This window comes from Paenibacillus eucommiae (genome assembly GCF_017874215.1).
In the GTDB taxonomy this organism is placed as follows: domain Bacteria; phylum Bacillota; class Bacilli; order Paenibacillales; family NBRC-103111; genus Paenibacillus_AI; species Paenibacillus_AI eucommiae.
Window position 1 is genome coordinate 107,057 of record NZ_JAGGLB010000024.1, and the last position, 14,421, is coordinate 121,477.

The following is a 14,421-nucleotide window of genomic DNA, read 5'->3' on the forward strand; positions in this document are numbered from 1 at the left end:
ACCTCTCTCCATGCAATTTTAATTATGCTGGGACAATCCAAAATGGTTGTGACCATGCAATCTTGTTACCACGCCCCAAGCACTCGATACGTACATATAATGCTTCACTCAGATCTTTATTGTGCAATCTGGGATTCTCACGCAATTCCTTCATGGTCAACGAGGAAGAACCTCCATTTACTTTTTTCAATATAACCCCATTTCGACTAACCCAATGAACTTCATCACCATCGGATTCTATGGATATACACTGATTGTTATCTTTTGCTTCAATTTTTGAAATGGATACTCCCGTTGATGCATAAAAGCGTCCCTCTGAAAGTGCGGCAATAATTCCTTTTGGATCAATGGTTTGCGAATCTGGCCACTGCACACAGTTCCATGCAATAAATTGATCTTCCCGTGCATGCTGGTCATCCGTTGCATGGCCAAAAATCTTCCATCCCTTACTCAACAGATAGTCCCAGCGATCAGTCGCTAAAGCCTTTCCGAAAAGTCTTTCGATAACCCCGGTATAGATTTCTATACCTTTAATACCTTCCAACGAATCGAGCAATTGATCTGTAGCATACTCTTGAAAGGGCTTGAAGTTGGGATGATTGAAGATGCAAAGTCCTCCGGCCTGATGCACTCTATCCATAATTTCTCTGGGTGTCAATGAAAGCGCAGGAAATACTCTGTCAGCTCCAAGATATTGAAGAGTTTGTTCTTCTTTAGCCGCGACCTCTACGGCCGGGATTACACACATCTGCGTATAGGGCTGTAGTTCTTCTCGTCTGAGTAACAAATCATGTTCGGAAAGAGCAAAGTAATCGTATCCAGCTTCCTCATAAGCACGCACAATGGTTAAAGGTTCGTCGGTGCCATCCGACCTCGTCGAATGTCCATGATGATTGCCGCGAAGCCAATTGAAGCTGATGTCTGACTCCAAGTAGGGCGATATAAACTTATGCTGTTTCATTTCCATAATTATCCTTTCCTCTCTCAATCAGTTTGGTCTTTCCTAAATTTACTGACTCATAAACGAAGTTCCAAGTCGATGGCCCGGACCGGCGGCTGGATTTGGCCGGGGATATAAAGTAGTTCCTCACCCAGCATCTGTCCGTATTGTGTAAGCATGTCGTCGTTCAAGAAACGGGTTTCGATACGTACATCGCTGCCTTGCACTGTAATGATCCGGTAAGATGGTTTTATTAGGCAAGCGGCGCTCTGAATATACACCCATGGGCTGCTGTGGTGTGTAGAGTGAATATGATTGTGACCGTTGCAATACAACCCGATTCCCTGCTTACTCGCGAGAATGCCTGTTAGCCGGTCATTCCGGATGGAAAGATGCGCCATCTCGGAAAAAGTGGTCGTTCCAAACAACGGGTGATGGGCAAACAATATAACCGGCTTGCTCTCGCTGCTCCATATCAATTCCTGCAGCCAGTCGAGTTGCTCGTCCGAGATCGTTCCCGAAGAGTCATCAGGACACCGTTCCCGCACCGTATCGATAAACGCCACGATGGCATCCTCCGTCGACACCTGAAAATACAGGGGACGCTGCATTACCGAAGGTATCTGCTCCTTAGGGATCGTCAGAGCATCATGATTTCCTATCGCTTGGCAGAAGTGAATATGTCTCTCATTCGCAATTTGGTAGATCCGGCCGAATTCCGCAGGAGATCCAGAGTGCGTTAAGTCCCCGACTGAAACATGCATATCGGCCGGGACCTGAAATACATGATCGAGATAACGTTCGAGGAAATCTTCCTGATACTCCTTCAACGAAGGATCAGCGAACGATTGCGAATAATGCAGGTCCCCCATCACTACGATCTTCAACACGGCTATCCCCCCTGTTCTTTTCAGATCTGATTGCGCAACTTTCTGTAGAAACCGTCAATTGTGGAAACCTTATAAGTGGGAACTGGGCTTGCTCGTGGACGACTTCTTTGGTAAGAAATCCAAAGCGTATCGATTCCCGCATTCCTGCCCCCCTTAATGTCGGTGTAAATATTGTCGCCAACCATTAGGCACAAGTCCGGGCTCGTTCCGGAAAGCTCAAGCGCTTTTTGAAACGGATATGGCTCGGGTTTTCCAATGGAAATAACGCTTGGCCGGTCCAACATGGAAAGCACCGACGCCAGCAGTGCCCCCGTCTCTGGTACTCGCTCCCCTAACGCACCCGGGTGGTACACATCGGAATTGGTAAGAACCAGTTTTGCCCCCCTCTGCACTTGGTTGACGCTTCTCTTCAATTTCTCGTAATTAAACTGGACATCCCGGCCTAGTACTATGAATTCGGATGTGCTGTGATCGTCCAGGCTTACGACTCGATGTCCACATCTTCTCAAGCTTGCCTCCAAGGATTCCGATCCGCATACCGATACAGTTACCCTGCCGTACTTCTCCAGCAAATATTTTCCGGTTAAATCGGTAGCTACCATAGCCTGCATGCCCAGAACAGGAAATCCCATGACCGACATTTTGGCAAGCACCTCATCCGATGTCTCGGTGGAATTATTGCTTAGAAAAATGATCTTTTTGTTCTTGTCTACAAGATATGAGATAAGTGCGATTGACCCTGGGTATGGTTCATGTCCCGCGTACAAACATCCATCCAGGTCAAAAATATAAGTTTCATAATGCCCAAGTTCACGTGTCATCCCTATATTCTCCCGATTTCTGTCTATGGAGTATAATTTTTTCTATAATTATTTCCAGTGAATTTTATTTCTTTTAAGTTACTTTTTAATTCTATCTTTCATTTGTAAACTACAAATATATTTCAGAACAATGTGATGTAAATATAGCTTCTGCAGACTAAGGGCTATTGCTCGAGTATTTTAAAAAATGAGGATTCGATTCATGGATCATACCTCCTGACTGTCCGTCGTCGTCAAAGAATTATATTCTTTACTCGATAAATAAATGAAGAATAATATTCCCTGTGGATTAAACATTTTCATCATAACTGTTGAATGTTAACTGAGGATTATTGTGATGTTTAAAAATTGTAAATTTGAACGGAGTTTACTTGAATGAATTGGAATGTGATAATATAAAATTATAGATGATAATTAATTAAAAGTATGGAGAGCGTTCATGGACATTGGGAAGGATTACCTGGTCATTATTAAAAATTTGTTACCCTCTATGCATCAAGGAGAAAAAAAAATAGCGGAATACATTCTGAGTCACCCCGCTGATGTCATTAATATGACAATTGCTCAACTGGCTATTCTTCTGTCAGTCGCAGATTCAAGTATTGTCCGATTTTGCCGATTAATTGGTTTGAACGGATTTACTGACCTAAAAATTAATCTAGCTAAGAACATTTCCAAATCATCATCCCCCGTACCGGAAGAGATCAGTCTTCATGATGACGATTACTCGATTGCTTTGAAGGTATTCAGTTCAAGCATTCAAACCTTACAGAATACAATAAATACATTGGATAAAGAGGAATTCCATCGAACGGTTCAACTTTTATTACAGGCTAAGCGAATTGAAATTTACGGCATTGGAACTTCCGCCACACTCGCCCAAGACGCTTATTATCGCTTTATGCGTATCGGTCTTCCGGCTTATGCAGCCACCGATCCTCATATCAGCCGCATATCTGCAAGCATGCTAGATGATGAATGCGTGGCACTTGGTATTTCACATACCGGCCGCACAAAAGATACAATTGAAACATTACAAATTGCAAAAGGAAAAGGCGCCAAAATTATTGGTATTACAAGTTTTTATAAAACTCCCCTTCTGGATCTCGCAGATAGCAAATTGGTCATCTCATCTAATGAAGCAGACTTTCTAAAAGAAGCTGTGTCCTCTAGAATTGCACATCTGGGATTAATTGATAGCTTGTGTACTTGCCTTATCATCCGAAGGTACAAACAGACAGAGCCGCTACTTGACAGTATGACTTATATTCTAAATCAGATGCGTTATTAGTTTTACAAGGCAAGCTCTATTTTCGCAGATATGGGGGCTACTCTTATTGTTAAGTTGAATAGCCTTCGTCTATTAAAAGTCAAAGAGCACATGGGTGAATGATCGGCTCTAAACATGAAAGCTGCTGCAACCAATTACCCCTCTTTCAAATGCGGTTAGGATATGGGAGAAATATGGAGTGATTAACTGAGATGAATTACAAACGGTAACTTGGCAGGGGACTTGAAAACCGCCCAATATCTCCTGTCAAATTAAGAAATTAGAAAATCACTAATTTACCTTTCGGCCAATCGCCGTCCCAGCCGCATGGAAAATGACCTGCTTTATATATTTCTAAGAGGTTAGCATAAAAATTACAACCATGACCCAAAGGCTCATAAAACCGTTCCATAAATGCACTGTGAAGATCCCAACGAACTGAATGAATAAATTCCAACTTTAACTGTTGTTCTTGTGCATATTTTTCTATCTTTGATAAGATAACTGGAAGATATTTTGTTTTTACAATTTTTGATATATTGTTCCACTGTTGAAATTCAGTCTTATGCATTTCACTTAAATACTTAGTCATGGCATTCCTAGCATTTAGTTGTGTATTTTCCCAACTCACTTGCCCGGATATTTTAACAGCATCCTTCCAATTAGAAGCATAAACCATATTTGGGTTCTCACCGATTTCTTTACCGCAATTTCCAAACCAGTCAACAGATTCCAATTGATTCAATAGATTATTCATATTAACCTCCATATTAAGGTTTTACTTGTCCTAATATCCTCAGTCGGTTGCCAATCAATTTGACCTTCCAACGTTTTATACACAATGCATGTGTCGTAAGCTTTGCATCCAGCTTAGCACGATCCCCTGTAAGCTTAATCAGCTTATCCAGATCTTTGAATTTATCTATGGGTTGCAATTCCATTATAACATAGCAGGATGATTTGACATCATGACAAACCCACCGAAAACACAATGGCTTTATTCGCCACTGGTACTAACGCCGGTGGCATCTCTTTCTTCAAAAGCCAAACAAAACTAATCGGCTTATCGCCCTCATGCCTGACATATTCCGCTTCACCGAGGAACGTAAATGGTTTCGGATAGGCAAGACCCAATCTGGTAATGTTTTAGGCTCAGATGACAAAATTCTACAATGCTTCCCCTCCATACAAAGGGATATAGAAAAGAAGACCAGGGGCGCGCCCTTGGTCTCTAAATTTTTCCATAAACCCCCTATATCCAAACTGCTTACTTAGTGTCATTGATTCTTCCTGATCTCTCTTAACTGTCACGTTACGGCAAAGGGCGGTCAATTGCATCTTTATTCCCCAACCCAAGCTTTTCGACTTCATCCCTCCAATAATGAGCCGGCTGCCAGCCCAACAGCTCCTTTGCTTTTGCATTGCTATAGAACGCCTCGTATTCAATGTAGGGGGAGCGTATATCGATGACGTCGGGAAAATAAACACGCAGCAACTCCTGCGATTTCCGGTCGTTGAAGGTATCGTCGGCCGCAATATTAAGGGCGGTGCAGCCCAGTCCTTCGCGTTCGACGGCCAGAACGCAGGCTTCCGCCGCATCGCGAATATCCACATAGCTCCATAATACTCTGCGCAGCTCCTCCGGCTTGGCCAGGCACGACTGAAAATATAAGTACCCTGCTTTATTGAGGATCGAAGACAACCGCAAACAAACGACCTGCATCCCAGTCCGACGGTGAAAGCCTTCCGCAGTCACCTCGTTAACGGCTTTCGAGATACCATAGCAATCTTCGGGAATAAGCGGATGGCTCTCATCCACCGGTACGAAAAACGGGGAGAGCGGCTTGGTGGCCCACGGAAATCCGTAAGCGGACTCACTAGAAGCGATGACAGTTTTCTGAATGCCGTGCTTTGCAGCTGCCTCCAACACATGAAAGGTACTTACCGTATTGTTGGCAAATACGACATGAGGCGAATGGTGAGCCGGATCTGGAATAGCCGCTATGTGGATCAAGGCATCACAGCCCTCCAGGGCTTGTTCTACAGCCGCATAATCGTTCAAGTCCACACTCTTGACGTGAACATCGTGATGTCTATGCTTTCCTGATATTCCTTCATTCCGATCCAGGATGACCGATACATATCCGCGTTTCGACAAATGGTCGACGACTTGGGAGCCGAGTATACCGTTCCCACCGGTCACTGCCACTCTTTTCATTGGAAATCGTTCCTTTCCTGATCCCTTATTCTATTATCCCGCCGTTATGTTCGGAGTAATGACCGAATTTGGAATCGACACAGCAGCCGCTATAGGAGCAATGGTATTCTGAGACAGCCTATTTTGCGAAACCATGTGGTACCCATCATTATTTAAGAAGACTCCAAATTGTTGGCCCATCGACTTATTGCTGGTGATAAGCGACTGTCCGCCGGCAATACTGATGCCTATTTGGGTTCCACTTACACCAGCACGCCCATTAATACGAAGGTCACAGCCTGTAATTACGGATTGTGCAGCCGAGCAGTCCACTCCGTTATAGGAATGATTGATAAAGAAACAATCGCACACATTGACCGAGTACACATTCGCGGTTACCTTCAATCCATGTCCGACTCCTGAAGCTGGAGTCATCTGTCCGACACCGGTCAAGCCGGTCCCTGCCGCCTCCGTATAGGTGGATTGTATCTTGTGGGAACCTCCCCCATAGGTGTCGAGATAAATCTCATCACCACCGTCTTCCCCGAAGAAACAATTGTCCATCCTAATGCCGTTGATTGGCGTATCGGCTCTTCCAAGGAAGCATATCCCGCCTGATTTATTCCCGAATGTATTCAGCTTGAACATATTTCCCATCGATACGAATCCGACGCTGTTGACAGCTGACTGCACACAAATTCCCCACGAATTGTTGAGCTGTGCAAGTACATTGTTGAATTGCCATTGCAGGGATCCGTTAATACTGCTGTTCACCATGTACACCCCATGGTCATAATTGTCGTGGGAAAATAGGTTTTCAACCGACGAATAACCTGTCGACCCGAGCCATAGACCCACATAATGACCGGATATTTCTACGTCTCGAACCGAGCATAGGTTGCTGTTTCCTTCAAAATACAACCCCGTATTCCCCGCCACGCTAGTAATGAGCCGCTTAATGGTCAGCTTGGATATGTCAACATGCTGCAGCCCATCCGGTACCTTCAGCGTCGGCTTACCGCTGGGCACTTCCGAAATAATGACAGTCCCAAACGGGATCATTGGCAGGGCCAGCAGGGAATAGGTTCCCTCCCCGATGAGCCTTGAACCGGATTTCTTGAAGACGAGTGTGTCTGTTACGCGATAGGCACCGCGAGGTAAATAGACGGCCTTACCTGTGTCCAGCGCCTGCTGAATGGCTGCCGTGTCATCGGCAACACCATCTCCTACAGCACCAAAAAGGGAGACAGGGTTGACGATTCCGAAGTCAGACAACATCTCCGTTCCAATGGTAGTCGGGTAAGAAGGTGTGGCATGGGCCGTATTTGCTGTCACCCCAAATGAGCTCAACGCCACCCCCACTCCTGCAATCCCCATCGTCGTCAACAGCTTCCTCCTTGACATCACATTACTAATGATCTCTTTTTTTTCATCGCTCATCACGTTTACTCCTCATCTATGGATAATTTTTTCCCAATACGCTTTTCCTCCAAATCTTGACTTATAGGTTTCGTCCACTACAGATTGCTTTTCCAACTAAAGCTGTGACCGGTATAATGCTTTACCATAGGTTGAACCTCCGGCGGACAGGAAGCGATAAATCGCTTTGTCGACTCGGAAGGCTGCCAACACGGGGAAAACCCGGTGCTTCCCGGCCTGAAAGTAATCGCACAGCTTAACCGAGTCTCGTCTCCATGATGTGGGAATACGCCATGGAAGGTGCGTTCAGCAAATATGACAAGATCCCCAGCTTCCGCATATAGGGGCAGCATTTCCTCAAAATCAAATTTGTCATAAGCAGGCAGATTATCATCCTTGCGATGGAAAGACCTAAGATTCTCAGTTAATTCAAAGCCTTTGGGTCCTTGCCAATCCTCGGTATGCGAATCTGGTATCAGTGCAAGCCCCCCGTTATCGGGATTTACTCCGGTCAAATAAAACCAATTCGAACATGCTCCGGTGTTATTCAAGACTGCATTGGTTCCATATACACCTTCCAACGGCTCCCAATCGGTATGCCACCCACCAACACCAGCACCCGGTTCTTTGTAAATCGCTGCAGAACGATTCAATGTGACGGGGCCTTCTCCATAGAGAGCGCGAACGATTCGCATATAGGGCTCATAAGTCATTAGACTGGCCATCGCATCTGATTTCTCAATAAAATCGACCATTGTTCGAGTGAATATCTTCGGAGAAGCCGTTTCTGCGATCAGTTGATCGGATTGGATTAGCCCATCGATTATTTCCGGATTCAGAAAAACATGGGAAGACTGCAAGGTTGGCTCAAAAACCTCGCAAATCGATTTTTTTAAACTTTCTATTATTTCTGGTGGAAGCACTTCTTTCACCACAGCAAATCCATGAGCTTCGTTGCACGCTTTGATAGCGGCCAATTCATCCCTGTGGAACTCGTATCTATAAGACAATTGATGCTTTTCTCTCATTAGAATCATCTCCATATCATTATTTTTAGTATCCTGCGCCCTCAAGCAGCCCTTTTAAATATCCAAGCGCATACAGTCGACCAACAGAAGCGTAACCTGGATCCAGATTGTATTCGCCTTCCATAGTCGGAACATGGTCAACCCGAACTGGACCGTCAAAACCAATTTCCCTATAAGCTCTAACCGTTTCGAACATATTCGTCTGGCCGTCGTCGTGGAAGGTTTCCACAAATTTTTCAGGGGTGCCTCGCACATCGCGAAAATGAACAAAGAAAATTTTGTCCAGGCCTCCAAGTTCCCGGATTAATTCGGGTATATGTTCCCCTGCAGTAGCAAAGGTTCCCTGACAAAGCGTTACCCCGCTATATTCACTTGGTACGAGGTTGATTGCTCTCTTCATAGCAGCAGCACTCGTGATAATCCGCGATATTCCTCTGATCGGCGAAAGTGGCGGATCGCAAGGATGAAGAGATAGTTTCACCTTTGCCTCTTCTGCCACTGGCACCACTTTCTTCAAAAAATATTCAAGCCTATCCCATAGTTGTTCCTCTGTCACAATACCCGCTTCTGTTAAAGGAGCTTCCTTCATGAGCGAATGATCGTAACCGGTGACTAATGCTCCCCCCCTTGACGGTACCGCTAAAGAAGTGCGGATCCAGTTAAAGTGCGCCATGAAGTTGTAGCATAATACAGGAATTCCTAGCTTGCCCATATTGCGAATCAAGGTCTGAATTTGTGCAATCTCATTTTCGCGTTGGTCTGTAGCGAGCTTGATGTTGTTCATCAGCATCTCGTAACCTGGTTCCAATACCTCAAGCTTAAGCCCGAAATCATCGAATCGCTTCTTCATATGAAGCAAGTCCATATAATCCCAAGAAACTTCCCCGTTAGACTTGATTGGCAGCCTTCCAACAACGTGTGTAACACCCGCTTGCTTGGATAATGTCCACTGTGAGTCTGGGGATTGATTTAGTAATTCTGCAATTTTCATATCGTAGCTCCTAATCTTATGATCATTATTCTACTTGTGCTCATCCTTCTACAAACTCCATCATATTCATAAGACCTTGCATATAGCCCAAAGCATGCCCACGGGAACGATGCTGCCAAGGGCTGTCGTTCACAATAACGGGTACATGATCCGTGGACATAAAACCGGTAAAGCCATTCTTCTTCAGCATAAGCATAACTTCTCCAGGATTATAGTTCCCCTCGCCAAGGAAGCATTCCTTAAACTTGGGAACCGTTCCTTGCACATCCCGAAAATGTACATAAAGAATTTTGCCAAGGGGACCAAAGTATTCGATCATTTGTTTCACACTCGATGCACCACCGGGCATTTCGGAACAACTACCGAGACACAGATCAAGCCCCCAGGCTTCACTATTGGCAATCTCCATCGCTTGCTTGAAGTTCTCAAATTTATGGAAGAGCCTACCGATCCCACCAAGCTCTGGAACCGGCGGATCATCCGGATGCAGAGCCAGCTTTACTCCCGCCTCTTCAGCGGTTGGAATAACCCCCTTTATGAAATACTCGTAATTGGACCACATCTCGTCTTCCGAGATGAAACGGTTTGGACCTTCATCCATAAGCCGCTGAACCGTTATATCAGGATCAACCTTTGCCGCCAAGTCAGGTTTGGGTTGAAACTGCATGGCCCGATCCATATCGAACGCTGTAACCGCAGCACCTCCGCGACCGAGCTCGTTAGGCGTGCGCCAGACGGAGTTTGGCATAAAATGATAACCAAGAATGGGAATACCTGCGCGCCCCATATTGCGGATCGTGTTCTTGTAATGCTCTATCTGTATATCCCTTCCATCGATACCAAGCATGGGCTTTAAATACCAGTCAAAAGGCGTGTTTTCTAGCGCTTCCAGCTTCATGCCGTACTTCTCGCATTCAAACCGCAGCGCAAGCAAGTCTTCATACTCCCACTGGGCATCCCCCGGTAAAGCAGGCCAATTTAATTGGCAGCTGGTGACTCCCAGTTGCCTTCCGAACAGCATCGTTTCTTCTGTAACATATTGAAATTGGCCAATAGCGATTCGTATCATTGCTTGTCTCTCCCTTGCAAACATGGTTAACCTTTGACACTCCCAACCACTATACCTTTAACAAAATACTTTTGCAGAAAAGGGTAAACGATTAACACCGGTAATGCGCCAAGAAAAATTTGTGCGTTAGTGAATGCTCTTCCGGAAATTTCCCGATACAAATCACCTTCTCCTCCTGTCAACTCTAACAGTTTATTATCGATCACGATCGTCTGTAAGTAACTTTGAAGGGGGTACATAGCTGCAGTACGCATGTAAATGATACCATCAAACCATGAGTTCCAATGCCCGACGATCGAAAAGAGCGCAAGTGTGGCCAGAGCAGGTACAGATAAGGGCACGTAAATCCGCCACAGGACTGTTAAATGGCCTGCCCCATCTATTAAGGCAGACTCTTCGATTTCTTTCGGCAATCCCCGAAAGAAATTCAGCAGCAGCACGACACTGAAAACCGGAACGGCCCCTGGGATGATTAATGCCCAAATCGTATCCAACAGTCCTGTATGCTGCATGATCATATATGAGGGAACAAGCCCGCCACCAAACAGAACCGTAAAGAAGAAAAACCATACATACACAGTTCGCAGCCGAAACGCGTTCACTTCTTTAGCCAATGGATACGCTGTCAGAATGATCATTAACATGTTGATCGTTAATCCCAAGGCGACTCTCTGTACCGAAACGAAGAATGCATGAATAAATTCCTGCTTACTAAGCGCGTATTGATAGGAGCTTATATTAAAATCAATCGGCCACAGAGACACCAGCCCGGCTTCCGCAGCCGATCTTGAGCTCAGAGAGACCGCAAGTGTATGAATAAGTGGAAACAGACATAGAAGCGCCAGCAATGATAGACCGATATAGTTGCTCAGGACAAAGAGCTTTCTCGAAAATGACAAATCCGTAACCATTGTTGTACCTCCTGTCAAAAAATACGATAATTGGCCAAACGGTATGCTAGCCAGTAAGATGTTGTAATCAGTACTAGCGAGATCGCTGATTTCATCAGCCCGACTGCACTAGCCAGACTGTATTGCGCATCGACCAGTCCGATCCTGTATACCATCGTGTCGAGGATATCCCCCGTATCATAGACCTGGGGACTATATAAAACAAATACTTGTTCAAACCCGGCATTTAGCACATTGCCCAAACTAAGTGTCATCATCAAGATAATAATCGGACGCATACCGGGAAAAGTGATATGCCATGTCTGACGCCAGCGCCCTGCACCGTCCAGAACTGCCGCTTCATAAAGCGAAGGATTTATCCCGGATAAAGCGGCCAAATAGATGATCGTACTGAACCCGAACTCCTTCCATTCGTTAGAAATCACGAGAATGAAGCGAAACCATCTGCTATCACCGAGAAAATAAATTGGTTGAATACCAAAAAATCCCAAAAATTGATTTACAATTCCCTGCGACGGAGATAAAATATCGATCATGATACCCCCGACGATGACCCAAGATAAGAAATGCGGCAAATAAATCAAGGACTGCACGCTTTTCTTGAACATCTTCCTCCCTACTTCGTTCAAAAGCAAGGATGCCGCAAGCGGAACGATCAAGCCGGCAACAATTTTTAGCAGAGCGATAGTCAGCGTATTCCAAAACACCTTCATCGTATCAGGTACACTTAGAATATAGGTGAAGTTATCCAATCCTACCCATGGCGATTTCGTAAAACCAAGCGTGGGGAAATAATTCTGGAAAGCCATTATGATCCCGAACATCGGGCCATAGCTATAGACGATAATGATCACCAAACCGGGTAAGAGCATCAAATGCAAGGGCAATTCCACCCTGAAGTTCTTCAACATAAGCAGCTCTCCAATCTAACTGATGAGGGGCTTTCGCCCCTCCATGGATTCGTGATCCTTTAATTATTGTTATACCAGTCGTTTACTTCCTGGGTCATTTGCTCTCCACCCAGTTTGTTCCATTCCGCCACAAATTGATCGAACTGGTCAATCGGTGCTCCTGTAATGATCTTGGTGATCATCTGATCTTCCATCTTTTGCAGGATAGCCCCTTTCTGCACCATAGTCGGCGTTGGGGCACCAACGAATTGATCCGGCTTAAATTGGTTGTTTTGCACATATTGGCTGACAATATCTCCAGCGCCTCCGATACCACTGCGGGAAGCGTACTTCCAGAAACTCTGATCTCCTGCCATGTACTTCTGAATAAAGCCGTAATTCAGTCTTTCCTCAGGTGTTAGCTTGCTTAACTCTTCATCAGTGGCCGTTTTACCGCTTTCCAAGATAGGCGCCAAATGAATGGAAGTCTCCATATTTTTGTAAGGTTTATATACTTGTACCGGGGCTTGCAGGAAGAATGCAGTCTTTTGATCGCTGTTATACTTCACGTAAATGTCTTCATCCTTATTCTCATAAAACAGTTTGAACCACGCATCAGCCAGTTTATATAGCACTTCCGGATGTTGTATCCCTTTCTTGACCACCCAGAACCCATAATTAATATTGAGCGGATGTTGAAGCAATGTCTGTGAGCCGTCAATCGAAGGTATCGGATAGGAATTCCACTTTACGTCAGGTGTTAAAGCAGCCAACGTGTTTCCTCCACCCATTGATCCGAGAAAGATGCCCAGCTTGTTGCTGCCTATACTTTCAGTGACCTTTGATGTATCTTTGACGCCGAACTCTTGATCGATTTCTCCAGCTTTATACATTTCTTGCAGCTTGGCCAGTGCGGTTTTTAATTCTGGCTGCACACTGCTGTATACCAATTTTCCACTCGAATCCTTGATCCAAATATCTTTATACGCATGATAACCATTTAAAAACGCATTTATTAAAGTAAAATCTTTATCGATCGGCAAACCGTTCGTGTCGGGCTTGCTGTTCCCATCCGGATCGCCGGTAGTAAACGCTTTAGCAATGGCCAACAGGTCGTCCATAGTTTTCGGCCCGGTCAAGTTCAGCTTCTTCATCCAATCTTCACGAATCCATACAACCGGCACGGACTCCTTTACAGATCCTGTCCAAGGAAGCGCCATCAAGCGACCCTTGACCGTTGCCGCATCCGTTACTTCTTGCCCGGCCTGTGACATAATATCCTTTATGTTCTGCGGTGCGTACTTCTCATATACATCGGTCAGATCTTCAATCAGCCCCGCATTATTTAATTGAACAAACTGCTTCGGCGTCGCCAAGAAAATATCGGGTAAATTTCCAGTGGCAATCATCAGATTCGTTTTTTGCTCCAATTGATCACCCGGCGCATCCCATAACGATTTGACGCTTATGCCATAATGATCTTTAATGTAGGTGTTCCAACGATTGTTGTTCATGTCCTCATTTGGACCGAATGCAATAGCTCCGTATGCCAGGTTAACCATCGTAACCTCCACGGGGGGATCAAACTTATTTGACGTTTCCCCGGCCGGCGCCATCGTTGCTATGTTCGTTGTCTGCTCCGCCACTTCCTTGCCCGGTGTTACGGTGGCTGGCGAATTTTCCTTGCTTGAACTGCAGCCTGCCAATACCGCAACTACCAACAATATGAGCGCGATGTTACTGTACAGCTTACAAACCATTTGTTCGGCCCTGCTTTTCTTAATTCCCATTGATTTATTCTCCCCTTTGTTATTATTGTGCTCCGCCAGCCCTGAACAACTACAAATTTATACCAGCCCCCGGCAAAAATACAGTTTCTATTTTCCCCGGAATGGTCTATTCCTGTTAAACCGCCTAAATTGTATATTTTCCCCGAAAATGAGTATCGTTAAAGAACAAAAATTGTATTAAATTTGGATAAACCAGTGGTATAAT

13 protein-coding genes are annotated in these 14,421 nt (G+C 45.0%); 1 reads left to right on the top strand and 12 read right to left on the bottom strand.

Annotation, left to right across the window (positions count from 1 at the left end; genetic code table 11):
- Positions 1 to 22: 22 nt before the first annotated feature.
- The 3 genes from J2Z66_RS28355 to J2Z66_RS28365 are packed head-to-tail and all read right to left on the bottom strand — an operon-like array spanning position 23 to position 2,651.
- Positions 23 to 967: a CehA/McbA family metallohydrolase domain-containing protein gene (locus J2Z66_RS28355; RefSeq protein ID WP_209976112.1), complete on the bottom strand. Its 945-nt coding sequence runs from the start codon at positions 965 to 967 to the stop codon at positions 23 to 25.
- A gap of 50 nt (positions 968 to 1,017) precedes the next feature.
- The gene (locus J2Z66_RS28360) at positions 1,018 to 1,830 is read right to left on the bottom strand and encodes a metallophosphoesterase family protein (protein ID WP_209976113.1); all 813 of its coding nucleotides are present in this window, start codon (positions 1,828 to 1,830) and stop codon (positions 1,018 to 1,020) included.
- Between the two features lie 20 nt (positions 1,831 to 1,850).
- The gene (locus tag J2Z66_RS28365) at positions 1,851 to 2,651 is read right to left on the bottom strand and encodes an HAD-IIA family hydrolase (protein ID WP_209976114.1); all 801 of its coding nucleotides are present in this window, start codon (positions 2,649 to 2,651) and stop codon (positions 1,851 to 1,853) included.
- 439 nt (positions 2,652 to 3,090) lie between these two features.
- On the opposite strand from J2Z66_RS28365, the gene J2Z66_RS28370 reads away from it, so the two are divergent.
- Positions 3,091 to 3,942, top strand: a complete 852-nt coding sequence (locus J2Z66_RS28370; RefSeq protein WP_209976115.1) for a MurR/RpiR family transcriptional regulator — start codon at positions 3,091 to 3,093, stop codon at positions 3,940 to 3,942.
- Positions 3,943 to 4,201: 259 nt separating this feature from the next.
- Here J2Z66_RS28370 and J2Z66_RS28375 read toward each other — a convergent pair whose 3' ends face one another.
- The 9 genes from J2Z66_RS28375 to J2Z66_RS28415 form a co-directional block, all read right to left on the bottom strand.
- Complete coding sequence (locus J2Z66_RS28375) at positions 4,202 to 4,678, bottom strand: hypothetical protein (RefSeq protein WP_209976116.1); 477 nt, start codon at positions 4,676 to 4,678, stop codon at positions 4,202 to 4,204.
- 555 nt (positions 4,679 to 5,233) lie between these two features.
- Positions 5,234 to 6,139: an NAD-dependent epimerase/dehydratase family protein gene (locus J2Z66_RS28380; protein WP_209976117.1), complete on the bottom strand. Its 906-nt coding sequence runs from the start codon at positions 6,137 to 6,139 to the stop codon at positions 5,234 to 5,236.
- A gap of 33 nt (positions 6,140 to 6,172) precedes the next feature.
- Entirely contained in the window at positions 6,173 to 7,558 is a 1,386-nt protein-coding gene (locus tag J2Z66_RS28385) for a glycosyl hydrolase family 28-related protein (protein ID WP_209976118.1), read from the bottom strand.
- Between the two features lie 77 nt (positions 7,559 to 7,635).
- A complete protein-coding gene (locus J2Z66_RS28390) occupies positions 7,636 to 8,565 on the bottom strand; it encodes a phytanoyl-CoA dioxygenase family protein (protein WP_209976119.1) in 930 nt (309 codons plus the stop codon).
- A gap of 25 nt (positions 8,566 to 8,590) precedes the next feature.
- A complete protein-coding gene (locus J2Z66_RS28395) occupies positions 8,591 to 9,556 on the bottom strand; it encodes a mannonate dehydratase (RefSeq protein ID WP_209976120.1) in 966 nt (321 codons plus the stop codon).
- Positions 9,557 to 9,596: 40 nt separating this feature from the next.
- On the bottom strand, positions 9,597 to 10,625 hold the full coding sequence (locus tag J2Z66_RS28400) for a mannonate dehydratase (protein ID WP_209976121.1): 1,029 nt from the start codon (positions 10,623 to 10,625) through the stop codon (positions 9,597 to 9,599).
- A 26-nt stretch (positions 10,626 to 10,651) separates the two neighbouring features.
- Entirely contained in the window at positions 10,652 to 11,536 is an 885-nt protein-coding gene (locus J2Z66_RS28405; protein ID WP_209976122.1) for a carbohydrate ABC transporter permease, read from the bottom strand.
- Between the two features lie 14 nt (positions 11,537 to 11,550).
- Positions 11,551 to 12,447 carry an ABC transporter permease gene (locus J2Z66_RS28410; RefSeq protein ID WP_209976123.1) on the bottom strand — a complete coding sequence of 299 codons (897 nt, stop codon included), beginning with the start codon at positions 12,445 to 12,447 and terminating at the stop codon, positions 11,551 to 11,553.
- A 59-nt stretch (positions 12,448 to 12,506) separates the two neighbouring features.
- Positions 12,507 to 14,216, bottom strand: a complete 1,710-nt coding sequence (locus J2Z66_RS28415; protein ID WP_209976124.1) for an extracellular solute-binding protein — start codon at positions 14,214 to 14,216, stop codon at positions 12,507 to 12,509.
- Positions 14,217 to 14,421 lie beyond the last annotated feature (205 nt).

Excerpts from the sequence above, each read along its gene's own strand:
- J2Z66_RS28365 (WP_209976114.1), bottom strand. The coding sequence starts at position 2,651 with ATGACACGTGAACTTGGGCATTATGAAACTTATATTTTTGACCTGGAT.
- J2Z66_RS28415 (WP_209976124.1), bottom strand. The coding sequence starts at position 14,216 with ATGGGAATTAAGAAAAGCAGGGCCGAACAAATGGTTTGTAAGCTGTAC.
- J2Z66_RS28400 (WP_209976121.1), bottom strand. The coding sequence starts at position 10,625 with ATGATACGAATCGCTATTGGCCAATTTCAATATGTTACAGAAGAAACG.
- J2Z66_RS28370 (WP_209976115.1), top strand. The coding sequence starts at position 3,091 with ATGGACATTGGGAAGGATTACCTGGTCATTATTAAAAATTTGTTACCC.
- J2Z66_RS28380 (WP_209976117.1), bottom strand. The coding sequence starts at position 6,139 with ATGAAAAGAGTGGCAGTGACCGGTGGGAACGGTATACTCGGCTCCCAA.
- J2Z66_RS28385 (WP_209976118.1), bottom strand. The coding sequence starts at position 7,558 with ATGAGCGATGAAAAAAAAGAGATCATTAGTAATGTGATGTCAAGGAGG.
- J2Z66_RS28390 (WP_209976119.1), bottom strand. The coding sequence starts at position 8,565 with ATGAGAGAAAAGCATCAATTGTCTTATAGATACGAGTTCCACAGGGAT.
- J2Z66_RS28355 (WP_209976112.1), bottom strand. The coding sequence starts at position 967 with ATGGAAATGAAACAGCATAAGTTTATATCGCCCTACTTGGAGTCAGAC.
- J2Z66_RS28395 (WP_209976120.1), bottom strand. The coding sequence starts at position 9,556 with ATGAAAATTGCAGAATTACTAAATCAATCCCCAGACTCACAGTGGACA.
- J2Z66_RS28375 (WP_209976116.1), bottom strand. The coding sequence starts at position 4,678 with ATGAATAATCTATTGAATCAATTGGAATCTGTTGACTGGTTTGGAAAT.
- J2Z66_RS28405 (WP_209976122.1), bottom strand. The coding sequence starts at position 11,536 with ATGGTTACGGATTTGTCATTTTCGAGAAAGCTCTTTGTCCTGAGCAAC.
- J2Z66_RS28410 (WP_209976123.1), bottom strand. The coding sequence starts at position 12,447 with ATGTTGAAGAACTTCAGGGTGGAATTGCCCTTGCATTTGATGCTCTTA.